Consider the following 16,042-nt stretch of genomic DNA (forward strand, 5'->3'; position numbering starts at 1 on the left):
GTCGGAGGCGGCGTCGTGGGGGGCGGCGTCGTCGGAGGCGGCGTCGTGGGGGGCGGCGTCGTCGGAGGCGGCGTCGTCGGGGGTGGGGTCGTCGGCGTGCCGCCGGTGCGGTCGGCGACCAGGATGCCGCGACCGTTGGTGCCCAGGTAGACGCGGCCGTAGACCCGGGGGTCGCCGGTCAGCGCCTCGGTCGGGTTGCCGTACTGGTGGCGGTCGTCGTTGATGCGTACCCACGTCGTGCCGCCGTCGTCGGAGCGGTGCACGCCGGGTTGGCCGTCCACCGTGCCGTAGAGGAAGACGGCGGGGTTGGTCCGCCCGGGCGCCGCCTTGCCGAAGCCGACGTTGCCGGACGCGCTGACGCCGCCCAGCTTGGTGAAGCTGGCCCCGGAGTCGGTGGACCGCCAGAGCCCACCCGGGCCGGCCAGCCACAACTCGCCCGAGCCGCCGGGCAGCGCCTTGAACCGCACGTCGGAGGTGGGCAGGCCGGTCGCCGCCGTCGCGGTGAAGCTCGCACCACCGTTGGTGCTCAGGTAGAACCGCCCGCCGCTGAAGCCGTAGAACCGGTTGGGGTCGACGCGGTCGGACTCGATGGTCGCGTTCGCCGGAATGCCGCTGGACGCCGCCCACGAGTTGCCGAAGCCGACCGCGTAGACCACCCGCTGACCCGCGTCGCCGGGCGACCAGACGAACCGGCTGCCGTCGGCCGCCGCCGCGACCGTACCGCCGGCGTTGACGCCGGACGGCTCGGTGCCCTGGAACCAGGTGGCCCCGCCGTCGGTGGAGAAGGCGACGTGGCTGTCGTTGGGCCGGTCGGAGTCGGTGAAGCTCCCCGCGCGCACCAGCACGGCCGGCTTGCTCTCGGCGTAGTCCAGGCTCGTGGTGCTGGTGAAGACCGGCTGGGTGAACAGCATCGACGGGATGGTGTCCAGGTCGACGTGCCGGAAGCCGCCGACGTCGCCGAGCGCGCTGATCAGCGGCGCGCCGCTGGGCGGGCTGACCAGGTCGAGGACGGCGGTCTCCTCCAGGCCGCGGACCATCGGCCGGATCGTGAACTGACCACCGGTGTCCCACTTGGTGAGGTCGGTGGTGCCGTAGATGGTGGCGCCGGTGCCGTACATCATCCGGTTGGAGTCGTGCGGGTCGATCTCCACCGACTCGTTCATCCAGCCGAGCTTGGGCGTCTCCTCCGGAGGCGCCGGGTTGGTGCCGAACGTCAGCCAGGGCACCGAGCTGATGTCCATGGTGTAGCGCTTGGACCGCTGCGGGTAGCTGGTGAAGTCCCAGATGCGAGTCCAACTCGCCCCACCGTCGGTGCTGCGGAAGAAGATCGCGTCCGGCCACCAGGAGACCTGGGTGGCCACCATCAGCGTGTTCGGGTGCTGCCGGTCGATGGTCAGGCCGCTGTAGCCGAAGTAGTCGTCGGCGCTGGTGGAGGGGATCGGGCTGATCCGCGTCCAGGCCCCGGTCGACCGGGTGAACTTCCAGACGTCGCCCTTGCCGCCGTCGTACGGGCCGCCGGTGTCGCTGGTGGCGATGTAGAGGTGACCGCCGACCGGGTCGACAACACCCTTGTGCGCCAGGTAGCCGGTGGGTTGCCCGGGGATGCGCGCCCAGGTGACACCGCCGTCGGTGCTGCGGTAGACCGGGTTGTCCTTGTCGGCCACACCCACGTAGATCGTCTGCGTGGTGGCGCCGGCGGTGCCGGTGCTCTTGTCGAAACTGACCCAGGTGAGGCCCTGGTTCTGCCCGTTGTAGCCGTTCGGGTCGCTGGGGTCGGCCCGGTAGTTGCCGGCGTTGGGGAAGGCCGTGACCCGGGCCCAGGTCGCCCCGTAGTCGGTGCTGCGCCACAGCCCGTTGCCGCCCTCGGCGCCGTAGTAGAGGGTGCTGTTCCGGTTGGGGTCGACGGCCAACCGCTCGCCCATGCCCCGGCCCGGCATGTTGCCGCCGTTCTTGAACGGCAACTCGGTGACCTGCCAGGTGGCGCCCTTGTCGGTCGAGCGCAGGATCGCGCCGTTGTTCGGGTCCCAGCCGTTGGTGTACATGCCGACCGCCGCGTACACCCGGTTGGTCTGCACCGGGTCGGTGGCGATGCTGACCACGCCGTTGTAGCCCCAGCGGTCCGCGCCGACCCAGTCGAGCAGCGGCGTCCACGACTGGCTGGACTGCTCCCAGCGGTAGGCCCCGCCGATGTCGGTGCGGGCGTAGATCAGGTTTTTCTCGGTGGGGTTGAAGACGATGCCGGGCACGAAGCCACCGCCGCCGACCGGGACGTTGCGCCAGGTGTACGCCTCGGCGGCGGCCGGAGCCGAGGCCGCGGCGGTGAGCGGGACCGCCACGACGGCCGTGGCGACGGTCAGCGCCGACACGACCACGCTGGCCAGCGATCTGGGCATCTGCGTTCCTCTCGGGGTGGGGACCCGGGAGTCGGGATCGACCGGGGTGACGCGTCGCGGCCCGGGGGACGAGCACGGCGGCACGGGGGACGGATCGACCAAGTGGCGCGTCGAGGCCCGGGGGACGGACGACGACGCGGGGGACGGATCGGAGCTTGCCCTTGCTCCAACCACCCGACGCGAGGCTCCCGCGATCGAGGAACGCACTCACCCTAACCGATTCGACACCGCTATGGAAGCGCTCCCAACGTCGCTGACACGACCAAGTCACCCCCCGGCGCGCGCAGGTCCGCCCGGGCCCGTCGCCCACATCGGGTGAGGACACCTCACCCGCGCGGTGGGCATGATCGGACATCGGCGGGCCGGCCGGCCCCAGCCTTCGCCCCGGTCCGCCGGGCAGGGCACGCGAGCGCAAGGGAGGGGCAGATGGCCACCGCGACGATCACGCGTACCGACCAGGACATCCAGTCCGCCGTCCTCGACGAGTTGACCTGGGAACCCCGGGTGCAGCCGCACGAGATCGGCGTGACCGTCGCCGAGGGCGTCGTCACGCTGACCGGACGGGTGGACAGCTACGCCAAGAAGTGGGCCGGGGAACGCGCCGCGCACCGCGTCGCCGGGGTCCGGGCGGTCGCCAACGACCTGACCGTGCAGTTGAGCGGCGGCGACGAGCGTGCCGACCCGGACCTGGCCGCCGCGGCCGGCAACGCCCTGGAGTGGGACGCGTTCGTGCCCATCGAGAAGCTCGAGGTCACCGTCTCGGCCGGGTGGGTGACGCTGCACGGTGAGGTCGAGTGGGAGTACCAGCGCCGGGCCGCCGAGCGGGCGGTCTGCCGGCTGACCGGCGTCCGGGGTGTCAGCAACGGCATCACCGTCCAGCCGAACGCGTCGCCGGACGGCGTGAACCTGGCCGAGAAGATCGTGGACGCGCTGGCCCGGGTCGGCGCCACCGAGGCCGAGCGGATCACCGTCCGGGTGCACGGCGACACCGCGGTGCTCGCCGGATTGGTGCACTCCATGCCCGAACGCGCCGAGGTCGAGCAGGTGGCCTGGTCCGCGCCGGGCATCCGGGAGGTCCAGAACCACATCGCGGTCGCGCCGGTCCTGCGCTGAGCGCGGAACCACCCGGCGCGGGTGAGCCGGCCTCACCCGCTCCGCGGGCAGGCTGGGGGCATGAGCGATCCGAACGGGCTGATCCAACCCGGGCGTCCCGCGCCCGGTTTCACCCTGGCGAGCACTCCGGACGGGCGCCGGACCGGGCCCGAGCAGTTCCGGGGTCGCCCGGTCGTCCTCGTCTTCTACCCCGCCGACTGGAGCCCCGTCTGCGGGGACCAGATGTCGCTCTACCAGGCGGCGGCATCGGTCTTCGACCAGTACCAGGCGATGGTGCTCGGCATCTCCGTGGACAGCATCTGGTCACACCGGGCGTTCGCCGAGAGCCGGGGCATCACCTTCCCGCTGCTGTCCGACTTCGAGCCCAAGGGCGAGGTGGCCCGCCGGTACGGCGCGTACACCCCGCAGGGCGAGTCGGCCCGCGCGCTGGTGGTGCTCGACCGGGCCGGGACGGTGGCGTGGAGTTACCTCTCCCCGATGGACGTCAACCCGGGCGCGGACGGGATCTTCGACGCGCTCGACAACCTCGATCGAGAGCGGAAGGTGATGGCCGGATGACCACGCCACTTCAGGTCACCGCCCGGCTGCGCGAGCCGGTGACCGTCGAGGACCATGTCCGCGGGCCGTCCGACGCCCCGGTGACCATCATCGAGTACGGCGACTTCCAGTGCCGGTTCTGCGGCGCCGCATACCCGAACCTGCACGAGTTGCTGCGCCAGCGCGCCGACACGGTACGCCTGGTCTACCGCTACTTCCCCATCTCCAACATCCACCCGTACGCCGAGCGGGCCGCGGAGACGGCGGAGGCGGCCGCTGCGCGGGGGAAGTTCTGGGAGATACACGACTGGTTGTACGAGCACCAGGACCAGTTGGATCCCGTGCACCTCTCGCTCGGCGTCGAGCAGCTCGGGCTGCCGACGGACGAGCTAAACGGTGAGGTGGAGCGCAGGACGTACGCCGACCGGGTACGCCGGGACTTCGTCGGCGGAATCCGCAGCGGGGTCAACGGCACGCCGACCCTCTTCGTCAACGACGTCCGGCACGACGGCGGGTACGACCTGCCCGACCTGCTGGCGGCCGTGGACGCGGCGGCGAACGCCTGACCCGGGTCGGCTGATCGGGGCGGCGGCCCGCCGTTCAGATCAGCCGCAGCTCGCGTGCCCGCCGGACCGCCTCACGCCGGCGGGTCGCGCCGAGTTTGCGGTAGATGTTCCGCACGTGCGTCTTGATCGTGTTGACCGACAGCGACAACTCACCGGCGATCTCCACGTTGGACAGGATGCTCTGCAGATAGCGCAGGATTGTCAGCTCCCGCTCGGTGAGCGGCTCGTCGAGCAGGCCGACCGACTCGACCGCCGGCCGGGGCGCGCTCTCCTCGACGCCCCGGACCAGGTCGCTGACCAGCGAGAAGTGCGCGGTGCCCGCGTCGAGATGGGCGGCCAGCAGGTCCCGCACCGACGGTTGGGCCCGGGTGAACGCCCGACGGCAGCCCTGCGGGCCGGCCAGGTCGAGCACCTGCTCCAGGACGCGGCCGGCCCGGCGTACGTCTCCGGCCCGCTCGGCGAGCACCGCCTCCAGCAGGCCGGCGTCCACGCGTACCGGCAGGGGCCAGGCGGCGGCCGGCGACACCTGCCAGTCCGGCAGGGCGCGGCCGGCGGCGCCGAGGTCGCCCGCCCGCAGCTCCACCCGGGACAGGGCCACGTCGAGCGCCGGGGTGCCGGCGTCGCCGGTGGCGCCGGTGGCGCCGGTGGCCCCGGCCAGCAGGGCCCGGGCGCCATCCAGGTCGCCCCGCGCGATGCGGGTCTCGGCCTCGGCGGCCCGGAGCAGGCTCGACAGTTCGGCGGCGGCCGGCTCGGGGGGCAGAGCGTCCCGGGCGCGTACGAGCAGCCGCTGGGCGGCCGCCGGGTCACCGGAGTCCCGGTCGAGAGTGGCACGGCAGAGCGCGAAGACGGCCACCGCCACCGGCTCGCCGAGCGCACCCGGCGTGTCGAGTTCGCCGAATGCCGGGCCGGCGAGCGCGAGGTTCGCGGCGGCCTCCTCGGGCTGGTCGCGGTGCAGGGCCACCACCGCCAAAGCGAGGTACGCGTAGCCGCAGTCGAGCCGGCAGGACGAGCCCCGCCAGGGTGGCATGCCCAGCGCGTCGCGGGCCGCCTGCTCGGCCGCGCGCAGGTCACCGCGGACGGCGAGCAGCAGCGCGGCGCGGCTGGCGGCGACCAGCTCGGTACGCGGTCGGCCCGCCTCCCGGGCCGCCGCCCGCACCCGGACGAACCGTGCATCGGGCAAGCCACCACCGGACATCTCGACCAGGCCCAGCGCGGTCCCGGTGAACGCCCGCAGGTCGGCGTCCTCGACCGCCGACAACCCACTCGGCGATCCGCCCGCCAAGCCGCCCGCCGAGCCGGCCGATGAGCCGGCCGATGAGCCGGCCGATGAGCCGGCCGATGAGCCGGCCGATGAGCCGGCCGATGAGCCCGCCAAGCCGCCCGCCAAGCCGGCCGATGAGCTCACCGGTGAGCCGGCCGGCGGGGCTGCGGTTGCGCGGGTGCGCAGCAGCCGGACGGCGGCGGCACGGGCCTGTGGCAGGTCGCCGGCGAGCCGGGCCAGGGTCAGCTCCAACGCGGTGGCCAACCGCAGGAACCGGTCCCGCCGCGGCACCGGCAGCGCGTCCGCGTACTCGGCGGCGGTGCGCAGGTGGCCGGTGGCGGCGCCCAGATCACCGGCGTAGGCCCGCTCGGCGGCACTGGCCAGCGCCACCTCCGGGTCTGCGGCGACCGCGTCCGGGGGCGGGTACTGGGGCGTCGGGCCACCGACCGGATCGTGGTCGTAGCGGGTCAGCTCCGGCCAGTGCGCCACGAACAGGTCGGCGGCCAGGTCCCAGCGGCCGGCGGCGAGGGCGTGCCGCAGCCCGTCCGCCGGTCGCCCCGCGTCGGCGTACCAGTCGGACGCCCGCGCGTGCAGCTCCCGCAACTCGTCGTTGGGCAGCCGGGCCAGCTCGGCGCGGAGCAGGTCGGCCAGCAGCGGGTCACAGCGATACCAGGGCGGGCGGCTGTCCTCCCGGCGCAGCAGGCCAGCGGCCCCGGCCAGGTCGGCCAGCGCCTGCCCGGCATCGGCACGACCGGTCAACGCCTCGGCCAGGTCGGCGCAGACGGTCTCGGCGAGGGCCGTACGACGCAGCAGGTCCCGGTCGGCCGGGTCGATCGCGGCCAGCACCTCTTCGTGCAGATAGCCGGCGATCTCCGGTTGGTCGCCGCCGAACTGCCCCACCCAGCGCTCCGGGTCGGGCTGCCCCCGCAACGCCAGCGCGGCGATCCGCAGCGCGGCCGGCCAGCCTCCGGTGCGCTCGCGCAGCCGGCGTACCGCGGCGGCCGGCAGCGGCGCGCCGTGCGCGGTCAGCAGGTCGGCCACCTCGTCGTCGGTGAAGGCCAGGTCGTCCGGGCCGATCTCGGTGAGTTCGCCGGCGAGGCGGAGGCGGTGCAGAGCCAGCGGCAGGCCGGCCCGCGCGCCGATCACCAGGCGCAGCCGCTGCTCGGAGTGCCGCAGCAGGAACTCCAGCCCGCTCAGCGCGGCCGGGTCGGTGATCCGGTGCAGGTCGTCCAGGACCAGCAGCACGGGCCGCGGCGTGGTGGCGAGCCCGGCCGCCAGCAGTTCCAGCTGATCGGGGCGCGGTGGGCCGGTGGGCAGCGGCGCGACCAGGTCGTCGTCCGCCGCGCCGGTGGCCGTGCGTAGCGCCGCAGCCAGGTACGCCCAGAGCCGGTCGCCGTCGTCGCCGGTCTCCACCGAGACCCACGCCGGCGCCGACGCGTACTCGGGCTCGGGCTCGGGCTCGGGCTCGGTCAGCCGTACCCAGGAGGCGAGCAGGGTGGTCTTGCCCCACCCGGCGGGTGCGGCGACCAGGGTGACCGGCCCCGCGCCGCCCTCGTCGAGGCGGCGCAGCAGGCGGGGTCGGGCCACCACCGGCTCGGGTGGCACGGTCGGCGTCAGCCGGGACGAGAGCAGGGGCTGCTCGTCCCGCCGCCCCGCCGCCGTGCCGACCCGCGCGTGATCCTGCTGTTCCGGCACCCGGCCCCACCCCCACCGCCGCGTTCCACCCCCGGTCCGCGAGCGGTTACCCGGCGCGGGCCGGTTCACCCCTTCCGGGCGAGCCCGCTTCACCCGGGCCCGACAAACAATCGGGACACGTGAACCGGGAGGACGGATGGGACGAGGCAGGAGACGGTTGACGCGGGCGGGCTCGGCCCTCGGCGGCGGCGCGCGGGCCGGGGCGGCACGGCTTCTGCGCGTACCCCTGCGGCGCGACCGGACCGGCGCGGGCCGGAACCCGACCGCGGCCGGGTGGGAGGTGGTGACCGTGGATCGGCCCCCGGAGCAGGTGCTTCCCGGCGGCCGGTGGCCGGAGCCGTTGCGCCGCCTGGACGGCGTGCTGGAGGTGCGGGTGCGACGGGCACCGGGTGACCGGGGCACCGAACTCGCCGCCCGGCCACTGCCCCGTGCCACCGCGGCGGCCGGGCTGGCCGCCCACCTGGTCGGCGACGACCCGCGGGTGCTGGTCCGGCGGACCCTGCGTCAGGTCAAGCAGCGCGTGGAGGCCGGCGAGGTGCTGCGCGCGGACCGCTCGGCGTTGGACCGCTTGAGGGTCCGCGGGTGAGGGCGCTGTGCTGGGTGGCCGCCGACGAGCTGGCGGTACGCGAGGTGCCCGACCCGGAGTTGCGCAACGAGCGGGACGTCATCGTCCGCGTCCGCCGCAGCGCCACCTGTGGCGGCGACCTGCCGCTGCTGGCGGGACGGGACCCGCTGCTGAGCACCGGTGACGTGCTGGGGGCGGAGTTCGTGGGCGAGGTGGTCGAGACCGGGCCGGCGATCCGGCGGCACCGGGTCGGTGACCGGGTGGTGGTCGGTGCGAGCGTGGCGTGCGGCGGCTGCTGGTACTGCCGCCAGGGCCGGCACTCGTGCTGCGACAACGCCGGCGTCGACGTGGCCAGCGTCGATCCGGGCTGGGGACGTTCGGATGCCGGCTGCTTCGGTCGGCCCCGGGCGGCGGGCGGCTTCGCCGGTGGGCACGCGGAGTACGTGCGGGTGCCGTACGCCGACGTGGGCGCGTTCCGGGTGCCGGACGCGGTCGACGACGACCGGGCGCTGTTCGCCGCCGACGCCGCGCCGACCGGTTGGCTGGCGGCTGAGCTGGGCGAGGTACGGCCCGGCGACGTCGTGGCGGTCTGGGGCGCCGGGGCGGTTGGCCAGTTGACCGCCCGGGCGGCGGTGCTGCGCGGCGCGGCCCGGGTGCTCGTCGTCGACAGGTACGAGGCGCGGCTGCGGATGGCCGAACGGCACGCCGGGGCGGAGCCGCTGGACTACCGTCGCACCGACGTGGCGGCGGAGCTGTGCGAACGCAGCGGTGGGCGGGGTCCGGACGTGTGCGTGGTCGCGGTCGGTCCGCCGCCGACCCGCTCGGTCGCCGATCGGTTTGCCGGTGTCGACCGCCCGGACCCGGTACGCGAGGCGGTGCACGCCTGCCGCAAGGACGGCGTGGTGGTGGTGCTCGGTGGGACCGACTGGTTCGTCGACGCGTTCGCCCTGGGCGCGGTCACCGACAAGCGGCTCACGGTGCGCGGGGCACGTCGGCCGGACCTGCGGGACGTACCGATGCTGCTGCACCGGATGGCCCGCGACGAGCTGCGGACCGAACACCTGGCGACCCACCGGCTCCCGCTTCGGGACGGCCCGCGGGGGTACGCGTTGTTCGCCGACCGTGCCGACGGGTGCGTGCGGGCCGTGTTCACGCCGTGACCGGCGTTCGCGGGATCGGCGCGGGGCGATGGCGGGTGGCAGACTCGGGGAATGACGGGCGAGCGGGCGTACGACGTGGTGCTGTTCGGCGCGACCGGCTTCGCCGGTGGGCTGACGGCCGAGTACCTGGCCCGGCACGCGCCGCCCGGGTTGCGCTGGGCGCTGGCCGGGCGCGGCCCCGGTCGCCTCGCCGCCGTACGCGACCGGCTCGCCGCGATCGACAGCACGTGGGCCGACCTGCCGCTGCTGCACGCCGACGTGACCGACGCCGAGTCGCTGCGCGTGGTGGCCCAGAGCGCCCGGGTGGTCGCCAGCACCGTCGGGCCGTTCGTCCACCACGGGGAGCCGCTGGTCGCGGCCTGCGCCCGGGCCGGCACCGACTACCTGGACATCACCGGCGAGCCGGAGTTCGTCGACCTGACGTACGTCCGCCACCACGCCGAGGCGACCCGCAGGGGCGCCCGGCTGGTGCACGCCTGCGGGTTCGATTCCGTCCCGCACGACCTGGGCGTCTGGTTCACCGTCAAGCACCCACCGGCCGGCGAACCGATCACCGTGGACGGCTACGTGCGCGCCGGCGCCCGGTTCTCCGGCGGCACCTACCACTCCGTGGTGACCGCGTTCGCCCGGACCGGGGAGGCCAGCCGCGCCGCCCGTGCCCGCCGGGCGGTCGAGCCGCGCCCCACCGACCGCCGCGTCCGCGCGGTGCCCGGCCGGCTGGCCCGCTCGGCGGAGCTGGGCATCTGGACCATGCCGCTGCCCACCATCGACCCGGTCACCGCGATGGGGGACGCGTTGCTCGACCGGCTGGTCCGCGCCGGGCTCACCTTCCGGGTGCTCAAGCGGGACGAGATGGCCGCGGCGACGCAGGCCTCGACGCGGGGCTCGGGGCCGGCCGCTTGACCCTCGACCAGGTCGAGGGGGCAGGATGCCCGACGTGGTGAGCGACCTGCACAGCATCGGCGAGTTGGCCCGGGCCAGCGGCCTGACCGTCAGCGCGCTGCGCTTCTACGACTCGGCGGGCGTGCTGACGCCGGCCCTGGTCGACCCGGTGACCGGCTACCGCTGGTACACCGACGAGCAGATCGCCCCGGCCCGGCTGGTCGCGGGGCTGCGCCGGGTCGGCATGCCGGTGCCGGACATCGCCGCCGCAGTACGCGCCGAGCCGGCCGAGGTGCACCGGCTGCTCGACGCGCACCTGCGCCGGCTGGCCGACGGGCTCGCCGACGCCCGCCGCGAGATCACGCGGCTGCGGACCCTGGTAGACCCGGTCCGAGCCGTGGTCACCACGTTGCTCCTCTCCCCCGTCGGCCTGGCCGCCGCGCTCGACGCGGTGCGCTTCGCCGTCGGCGTCGACCCCGAGCTGCCGGCCCTGTCCGGGATGCTGCTCGACGTCGAGCCGGACGGTGTGCGGCTGGTCGCCACCGACCGGCACCGCCTCGCGCTGGCCCGGGCGGGGGCGGCCGTCGACGGGCCGCCCGCGCGGGTGCTGGTGCCGGTGGACCTCGTCGACCGGCTGCGCCGGCTGCTGGACACCGACGACGGGCCGGTACGGCTGACGGTGGCCGGCCCCGAGCTGCGGGTGACGGTGGCCGGCCGGACGCTCACGGGCACCGCCCTGCCGGACGACTTCCCGGACTACCGGCGGCTGCTACGCGAGGCCGTCGGCGCGCGGCCGGCCGCGTACCGCATCCCGGTCGACGTGGTGGCCCTGCGCGCCGCGCTGCGCGACCCGGCCGCCCCCACGCTGGCCCGCGAGTACGCCGGCACGCCGCTGGCGGTCTCCGTCCTGGGCCTCGACGACTCGGGTGGCCTGCGACTGCTGCACCCCGCCGAGCTGTCCGCGTCGGGCCCGACAGCCGACCCGGAGGCCGACGCGACAGCCGACCCGGTCGACGGACTGCGGTTCGGGGTGAACGGCGAGTACCTGCTCGACGCGCTGGACGCGGCCGGCGGCCCACAACTGGTGCTGGAGCTGGACGGGCCGATCGCCCCGCTGGCCGTACGCCGCCCGGACGACGAGGACACCTTCTCCGTGTTGATGCCGATCCGGTTGTAGAAACCCCTCGCGCTCCCCGTAGCCGGGTGGAAACGTGCGCGACGGTAGCATCTGATGGTTCACCAGTGAACCCCGGACGGAGGCGTACGGAGCAGCATGCTCGACATGGAGTTGATCCGGAAGGACCGCGAGGCGGTGGCGACCGCGCTGGCGAAGCGACTGGATCCCGCCGAGGTCACCCGTTCCCTGGACGAGATCCAGCGACTCGACCAGGAACGCCGCGCCCTGATCACGGAGATCGACGCCGAGCGGCAGCGCCGCAAGGCGGAGGCCCGGGCGTACGCGCAGGCGAAGCGCACGGGCACCGAGCCGCAGGTCACCGCCCCCGAGGCGGAGCGTAAGCAGCTCGCCGAGCTGGAGTCCCAGTTGGACGAGGTGCAGGCCCGGCTGCGTGACGCGATGAGCGAGTTGCCGAACCTGCCCAGCGACGACGTGGTGGCCGGCGGCAAGGAGGCGAACCGGGTCGTCAAGACCTTCGGTGCGCCTCCGGCGATCGAGAAGGTCCGCGACCACGTGGAGCTGTCCCGCGCGCTCGGTCTCGTCGACTACGAGCGCGGCGTCAAGCTCGGCGGCTCCGGCTTCTGGATCTACACGGGGATCGGCGCCCGGCTGGAGTGGGCGCTGCTCAACTACTTCGTCGACCAGCACATCAGGGCCGGGTACGAGTTCCTGCTCCCGCCGCACCTCCTGCTGGACTCGGCCGGGTTCGCCGCCGGTCAGTTCCCCAAGTTCTACGACGACGTCTACCACCTGGACGCCGCCTCCGCGCCGCGCGGGCAGTTCCTGCTGCCCACGTCGGAGACGGCGATCCTGGGCGCGTACCAGGACGAGATCCTGGAGACCGCGAAGCTGCCGTTGAAGGCGTTCGCGTACACGCCGTGCTACCGCCGGGAGTCGGCCGGGTCGCACTCGGACGAGCGCGGCACGGTGCGCGGGCACCAGTTCAACAAGGTGGAGATCTTCCAGTTCACCCTGCCGGAGCAGGCGGACGCGGCGTTGGAGGAGATGCTCGCCCACGCCGAGAGCCTGGTCGAGGGGCTGGGCCTGCACTACCAGCGCACGCTGCTCTCGGCCGGTGATGCCAGCGCGTCGATGAAGAAGACCCTCGACATCGAGGTGTGGATGCCGAGCACCGGCAAGTACAAGGAGGTCTCGTCGGTCTCCTGGGCCGGCGACTACCAGGCCCGCCGGGCGGCCATCCGCTACCGCGAGCCGGGTGGCAAGCAGACCCGCTTCGTGCACACCCTCAACGGCTCCGCCCTGGCCACGAGCCGCCTCTTCCCGGCCATCCTGGAGCAGTACCAGCAGTCCGACGGCAGCGTCCTGGTCCCCGAGGTCCTCCAGGACCGCCTGGGAACAGACCGCCTGTCCCCTCGCTAACCGCCGCCCGTACCGCTGTCGATCATGAGGTTATTGCCCGCCAACTCGGCGTGTCGTGGCAATAACTTCATGATCGATGCGACTGGGAGAGGCGTGGGACGAACAGCGCCACCGACGGCCACGACCGGGTCAGCCGGGGCGCTCGCGCGGTCCAGCCCGGCGCGGGCAGTCGGCGGCCGGCGAGCAGTGCCTTTCCCTACTCGGCCTTGGCGAGGCGCAGGGCGAGTTCCGGGCAGACCTTGACGGCCTTGAGGGCGCCCTCGCGCAGCCAGGTCGGCACGGGTGTGGCCGGGAACGCGGGGTAGCCGTTGCCGTCGAGCCGGATGAAGTCCGGCACCACGTGCGCGCAGAGTCCGTGCCCGTCGCAGCGGGACCAGTCCAGGGTGAGCTTCTGCGGGTTGGCGTCGGGCGCGCCGGGCAGCCCCATGACGCCCTTGACCCGCCGGCCGCAGCCGTCGCCGGTGCTGTGCAGTCGCAGGTCCTCGGCGAAGACCTCGATCGCGGAGAGGGCGAACCGGGCCGTACCGTCGGGGTGGCTGCACGCGCCCCGGCCCTTGACCTCGCCCGCGGCGGCGCGGACGACGTCGGCCGGTTGGCTGCCGGCGACGGCCAGGTCGACCGCGCGGGCCAGGTCCGGCAGGCCCATCTTGCACGGGCCACACTGGCCGGCGGACTCGCCGGCCAGGTAGCGGACCACCTGCGCGGCCTCGCCGAGCGGGCAGGTGTCGACCCCGACCGGAATGATGATGCCGGCGCCGAGGGTGCCGCCGACCGCTGCCAGGCCCTTGCGGGAGACCTCGGCCTTCTCCGCCGCCTCCGGAGTGATCCACTTGCCGTGGTAGCCGCCCATCAGGATGCCCTGGACGTCCGGCACCTCGCACAGGTCGAGGACGTCGCGCAGCGGCATGCCTGCGGTGCACTCCACCACGGCCGGACGGGCCGCCGCGCCGGTCACGGTGAGCAGCACGGTGCCCGGTTCGTCGTCGGTGCCGAGCGCCGCGTACTCGTACGGGCCGAGTCGCGCGCCGACGGCGAGTTGGGCGTACGTCTCGGCGTTGGACAGCAGGGTGGGCAGGCCACTGACCCCCGAGTCGCTGGAGCGCTTCTTGGTGCCGGGCGGGATGTGTGGCAGCCCGTTGATCCCGTTGACCAAGGCGCCGCCCTCGCCGGAGATGAACCGGTGCGGCACGGTGACGATGGTGGTCGGAACCGGCATCCGACGCTCGTCGAGGGCATCCATCAGCGAGTCCCGGCCGACCCCGTCGTCCGCCACGCCGATGACGATCTCGTCGGCGTCCAGCGCGTACGCGGCCAGCGCCGCGCCGTCGAGGATCAGGTGCGGGGCGCGGGTCAGCAGCACCTTGTCCTTCCAGCTCGCCGGCTCCCCCTCGGTGGCGTTGACCACCACCACCGCGGCGAGGTCCTGCCGCTCGCAGGACTCCAGCACGGCGCGCAGCTTGCGGGCGAACGGGAAGCCCGCGCCGCCCTTGCCCTTGAGCTGCATGCCCTCGGCGAGCCGGAGGAGCTGCGCCGGCTCCATCGGGCCGATCGGCCCGTGCACCTCCTCGTGCGCGGCCAGGTCGAGGCGACCGAACTCGGCGAAGCCGGCGGTCAGTCGAGGCTCACCGACGCAGGCCACCGGGGGCACGGCCGTCCGCATCACTTCGCCTCACCCCGCAGTCCGGCCCAGTACGCCCCGTCCACGGCGTCCGCGCTGGCCTTGCGGCGCTTGGCGGACCGGCCCTCGCCGGCGGCCCGTCGGGCTCGCCGCGACGCCAGGTCGACGAGGGTCGGGGTGTCGTCGACGGGCGGCGGCACCTCCTCGGGGACGTACCGGACCGGCGGACGCCAGTAGTCCGGCTCCTCCGGCAGGTCGTCCTCGGCGCTGTGCCGGCCGCTGCCGCTGCGCGGCGCCGCCGAGATGGGACCACCCGAGATCGGGCCGGCGGAGATCGGCTCGGCGGAGATCGGGCCGGCGGAGACCGGACCGGCGGCCTGCCAGCGGCGCGGGCTGTCCCACGGCTCCTCGGGCTCCTCGACGGCCCGTTGGGGCGGCGCCGAGTAGCGGGCGTCCTCGTCCTCGGAGCGGGACCGACGACTGCTCCGCTCGGCCGCCGGCTCCTCGGCGCGACGGCGACGGGTCGAGGTGGTCTCCTCGTCCGCGCTGCGGCGCGCGGAGCGGCGGGTCGCCGTCGTCTCCACCTCGTCGCGCCGGCCGCGCGTGGACCGGTCGACGTCCTGCCGGGCCGCCGGCTCCTCGTCCCGGCGACGCCGGCTGGGCCGGGTCGACTCGACCAGCGATCCGGGCTCGGGCACCACCGGAACGGTGAACCGCTCGGGGCCGCGCCGCCGCGGGCCGGCCGGTGCCGTCCAGGTGGCGGTGGTGGACTCCGCCCAGGCCGGGCGCTTGTCCTCGCTGGTCTCGCGGCGGCGGCCCAGTCCGGCCAGCAGCGAGCGCCCGCGGCCCTCCTCGGTGCCCCGCCCGGCCAGCGCCGCGTTGCGCACGGCGGCCTGGTGCTGCTCGCGGCTGCGCCGGCCGATGGTGACCGAGAGCCGGACCAGCAGCGCCAGCACGACCAGCAGGACGCAGGCGAGGTAGCTGAGCACCACCCAGGACGCCGCGGCCCGACCGGCGTTGAGGCCGTGCAGGATCGCGAAGGGCCAGGCGAGGTACGCGGCGGAGTGCAGGGCCCGCCAGAGCCACTTCGGACCGACGCCGGCGAAGCGGGCCCGGATGATGCCGGTCCAGATCACGCTGACCATGAGCAGGGCGGCCACCGTGCCGAGGCCGACGTAGAGCCCCCGGCCGCCGATGAACGGCACGAGCGAGTCGGTCGCCGCCGCCCGACCGGTGGCGATCTTGGTGAGGACGTGGAAGAACAGTCCGGCCACGCCCAGGACGCCGGTGGCGCGGTGCGCGGACTGCATCAGTACGCGGTGCGAGATGTTCAGCACCAGCCGGTCGGTGGCGACCAGACCCAGCATCACGGTGAGACTCAGCGACACCAGGGCGATCACGCCGGCGAAGAACTCGGTGAAGAAGAAGCCGTACGCGTACGCCATCTGACCGGCGCCGGTCAGCATGGTCGCCGCCCAGAACGCGGCGAGCATCGACGCGATCAGCAACATGGTCGCTGAGCGGGACCGGATCCGCACCCCCCGACTGCTGGTGCTGGTCCGGACCTCGGCGGCCTTCTGGTTCTGCTTTGCCCGGGCCATCTGCTCCTCGATCGTCTCGCGGCGGCGTACCACCGGCCGACCCCTGCTCCCCCATCCAGTACGGACCGGCGGGGCGCGCGGATCATCCGGCGGG

The 16,042-nt window shown here is 74.4% G+C and carries 11 protein-coding genes and 1 pseudogene; 8 read left to right on the forward strand and 4 right to left on the reverse strand.

The genetic code is table 11. The annotated features are described in order from the left end of the window. On the reverse strand, positions 1 to 2,393 hold a 2,393-nt coding region (locus tag ACLQ24_RS12545; RefSeq protein WP_425891362.1), incomplete at its 3' end, for a xyloglucanase. Positions 2,394 to 2,819: 426 nt separating this feature from the next. On the opposite strand from ACLQ24_RS12545, the gene ACLQ24_RS12550 reads away from it, so the two are divergent. From ACLQ24_RS12550 to ACLQ24_RS12560, 3 genes are read left to right on the forward strand one after another with little or no spacing between them, the layout of a single operon-like run. Further along, on the forward strand, positions 2,820 to 3,506 hold the full coding sequence (locus ACLQ24_RS12550; RefSeq protein WP_425891364.1) for a BON domain-containing protein: 687 nt from the start codon (positions 2,820 to 2,822) through the stop codon (positions 3,504 to 3,506). Positions 3,507 to 3,566: 60 nt separating this feature from the next. Then, complete coding sequence (locus tag ACLQ24_RS12555) at positions 3,567 to 4,064, forward strand: redoxin domain-containing protein (RefSeq protein ID WP_425891365.1); 498 nt, start codon at positions 3,567 to 3,569, stop codon at positions 4,062 to 4,064. Next, the gene (locus ACLQ24_RS12560; protein WP_425891367.1) at positions 4,061 to 4,609 is read left to right on the forward strand and encodes a DsbA family protein; all 549 of its coding nucleotides are present in this window, start codon (positions 4,061 to 4,063) and stop codon (positions 4,607 to 4,609) included. Before ACLQ24_RS12555 ends, ACLQ24_RS12560 begins: the two co-directional genes overlap by 4 nt. A gap of 34 nt (positions 4,610 to 4,643) precedes the next feature. Here the strand turns inward: ACLQ24_RS12560 and ACLQ24_RS12565 are convergent, their stop codons facing one another. After that, on the reverse strand, positions 4,644 to 7,634 hold the full coding sequence (locus ACLQ24_RS12565) for a LuxR C-terminal-related transcriptional regulator (protein WP_425891369.1): 2,991 nt from the start codon (positions 7,632 to 7,634) through the stop codon (positions 4,644 to 4,646). A 67-nt stretch (positions 7,635 to 7,701) separates the two neighbouring features. On the opposite strand from ACLQ24_RS12565, the gene ACLQ24_RS12570 reads away from it, so the two are divergent. From ACLQ24_RS12570 to serS, 5 genes and pseudogenes are all read left to right on the forward strand, one after another. After that, positions 7,702 to 8,151, forward strand: coding sequence for a hypothetical protein (locus ACLQ24_RS12570; RefSeq protein WP_425891370.1), 450 nt, complete (start codon positions 7,702 to 7,704; stop codon positions 8,149 to 8,151). Then, complete coding sequence (locus ACLQ24_RS12575; protein WP_425891371.1) at positions 8,148 to 9,290, forward strand: alcohol dehydrogenase catalytic domain-containing protein; 1,143 nt, start codon at positions 8,148 to 8,150, stop codon at positions 9,288 to 9,290. Before ACLQ24_RS12570 ends, ACLQ24_RS12575 begins: the two co-directional genes overlap by 4 nt. Positions 9,291 to 9,341: 51 nt before the next feature. Next, positions 9,342 to 10,064 (forward strand): annotated as a pseudogene (locus ACLQ24_RS12580) (saccharopine dehydrogenase family protein); the annotation flags it as partial. A 154-nt stretch (positions 10,065 to 10,218) separates the two neighbouring features. Then, positions 10,219 to 11,349 carry a MerR family transcriptional regulator gene (locus ACLQ24_RS12585; protein ID WP_425891373.1) on the forward strand — a complete coding sequence of 377 codons (1,131 nt, stop codon included), beginning with the start codon at positions 10,219 to 10,221 and terminating at the stop codon, positions 11,347 to 11,349. Positions 11,350 to 11,445: 96 nt separating this feature from the next. Further along, positions 11,446 to 12,729, forward strand: a complete 1,284-nt coding sequence (serS, locus tag ACLQ24_RS12590; RefSeq protein WP_425891375.1) for a serine--tRNA ligase — start codon at positions 11,446 to 11,448, stop codon at positions 12,727 to 12,729. 196 nt (positions 12,730 to 12,925) lie between these two features. On the opposite strand, the gene ACLQ24_RS12595 is transcribed toward serS, so the two are convergent. After that, positions 12,926 to 14,389, reverse strand: coding sequence for an NADH-ubiquinone oxidoreductase-F iron-sulfur binding region domain-containing protein (locus ACLQ24_RS12595; RefSeq protein WP_425891377.1), 1,464 nt, complete (start codon positions 14,387 to 14,389; stop codon positions 12,926 to 12,928). After that, a complete protein-coding gene (locus ACLQ24_RS12600) occupies positions 14,389 to 15,981 on the reverse strand; it encodes a hypothetical protein (protein WP_425891378.1) in 1,593 nt (530 codons plus the stop codon). Before ACLQ24_RS12600 ends, ACLQ24_RS12595 begins: the two co-directional genes overlap by 1 nt. Positions 15,982 to 16,042 lie beyond the last annotated feature (61 nt).

It is taken from the genome of Micromonospora sp. DT4, from assembly GCF_049841675.1.
Classification (GTDB): Bacteria; Actinomycetota; Actinomycetes; order Mycobacteriales; family Micromonosporaceae; genus Micromonospora.

Excerpts from the sequence above, each read along its gene's own strand:
- ACLQ24_RS12585 (WP_425891373.1), top strand. The coding sequence starts at position 10,219 with ATGCCCGACGTGGTGAGCGACCTGCACAGCATCGGCGAGTTGGCCCGG.
- ACLQ24_RS12560 (WP_425891367.1), top strand. The coding sequence starts at position 4,061 with ATGACCACGCCACTTCAGGTCACCGCCCGGCTGCGCGAGCCGGTGACC.
- serS (WP_425891375.1), top strand. The coding sequence starts at position 11,446 with ATGCTCGACATGGAGTTGATCCGGAAGGACCGCGAGGCGGTGGCGACC.
- ACLQ24_RS12550 (WP_425891364.1), top strand. The coding sequence starts at position 2,820 with ATGGCCACCGCGACGATCACGCGTACCGACCAGGACATCCAGTCCGCC.
- ACLQ24_RS12595 (WP_425891377.1), bottom strand. The coding sequence starts at position 14,389 with ATGCGGACGGCCGTGCCCCCGGTGGCCTGCGTCGGTGAGCCTCGACTG.
- ACLQ24_RS12555 (WP_425891365.1), top strand. The coding sequence starts at position 3,567 with ATGAGCGATCCGAACGGGCTGATCCAACCCGGGCGTCCCGCGCCCGGT.
- ACLQ24_RS12570 (WP_425891370.1), top strand. The coding sequence starts at position 7,702 with ATGGGACGAGGCAGGAGACGGTTGACGCGGGCGGGCTCGGCCCTCGGC.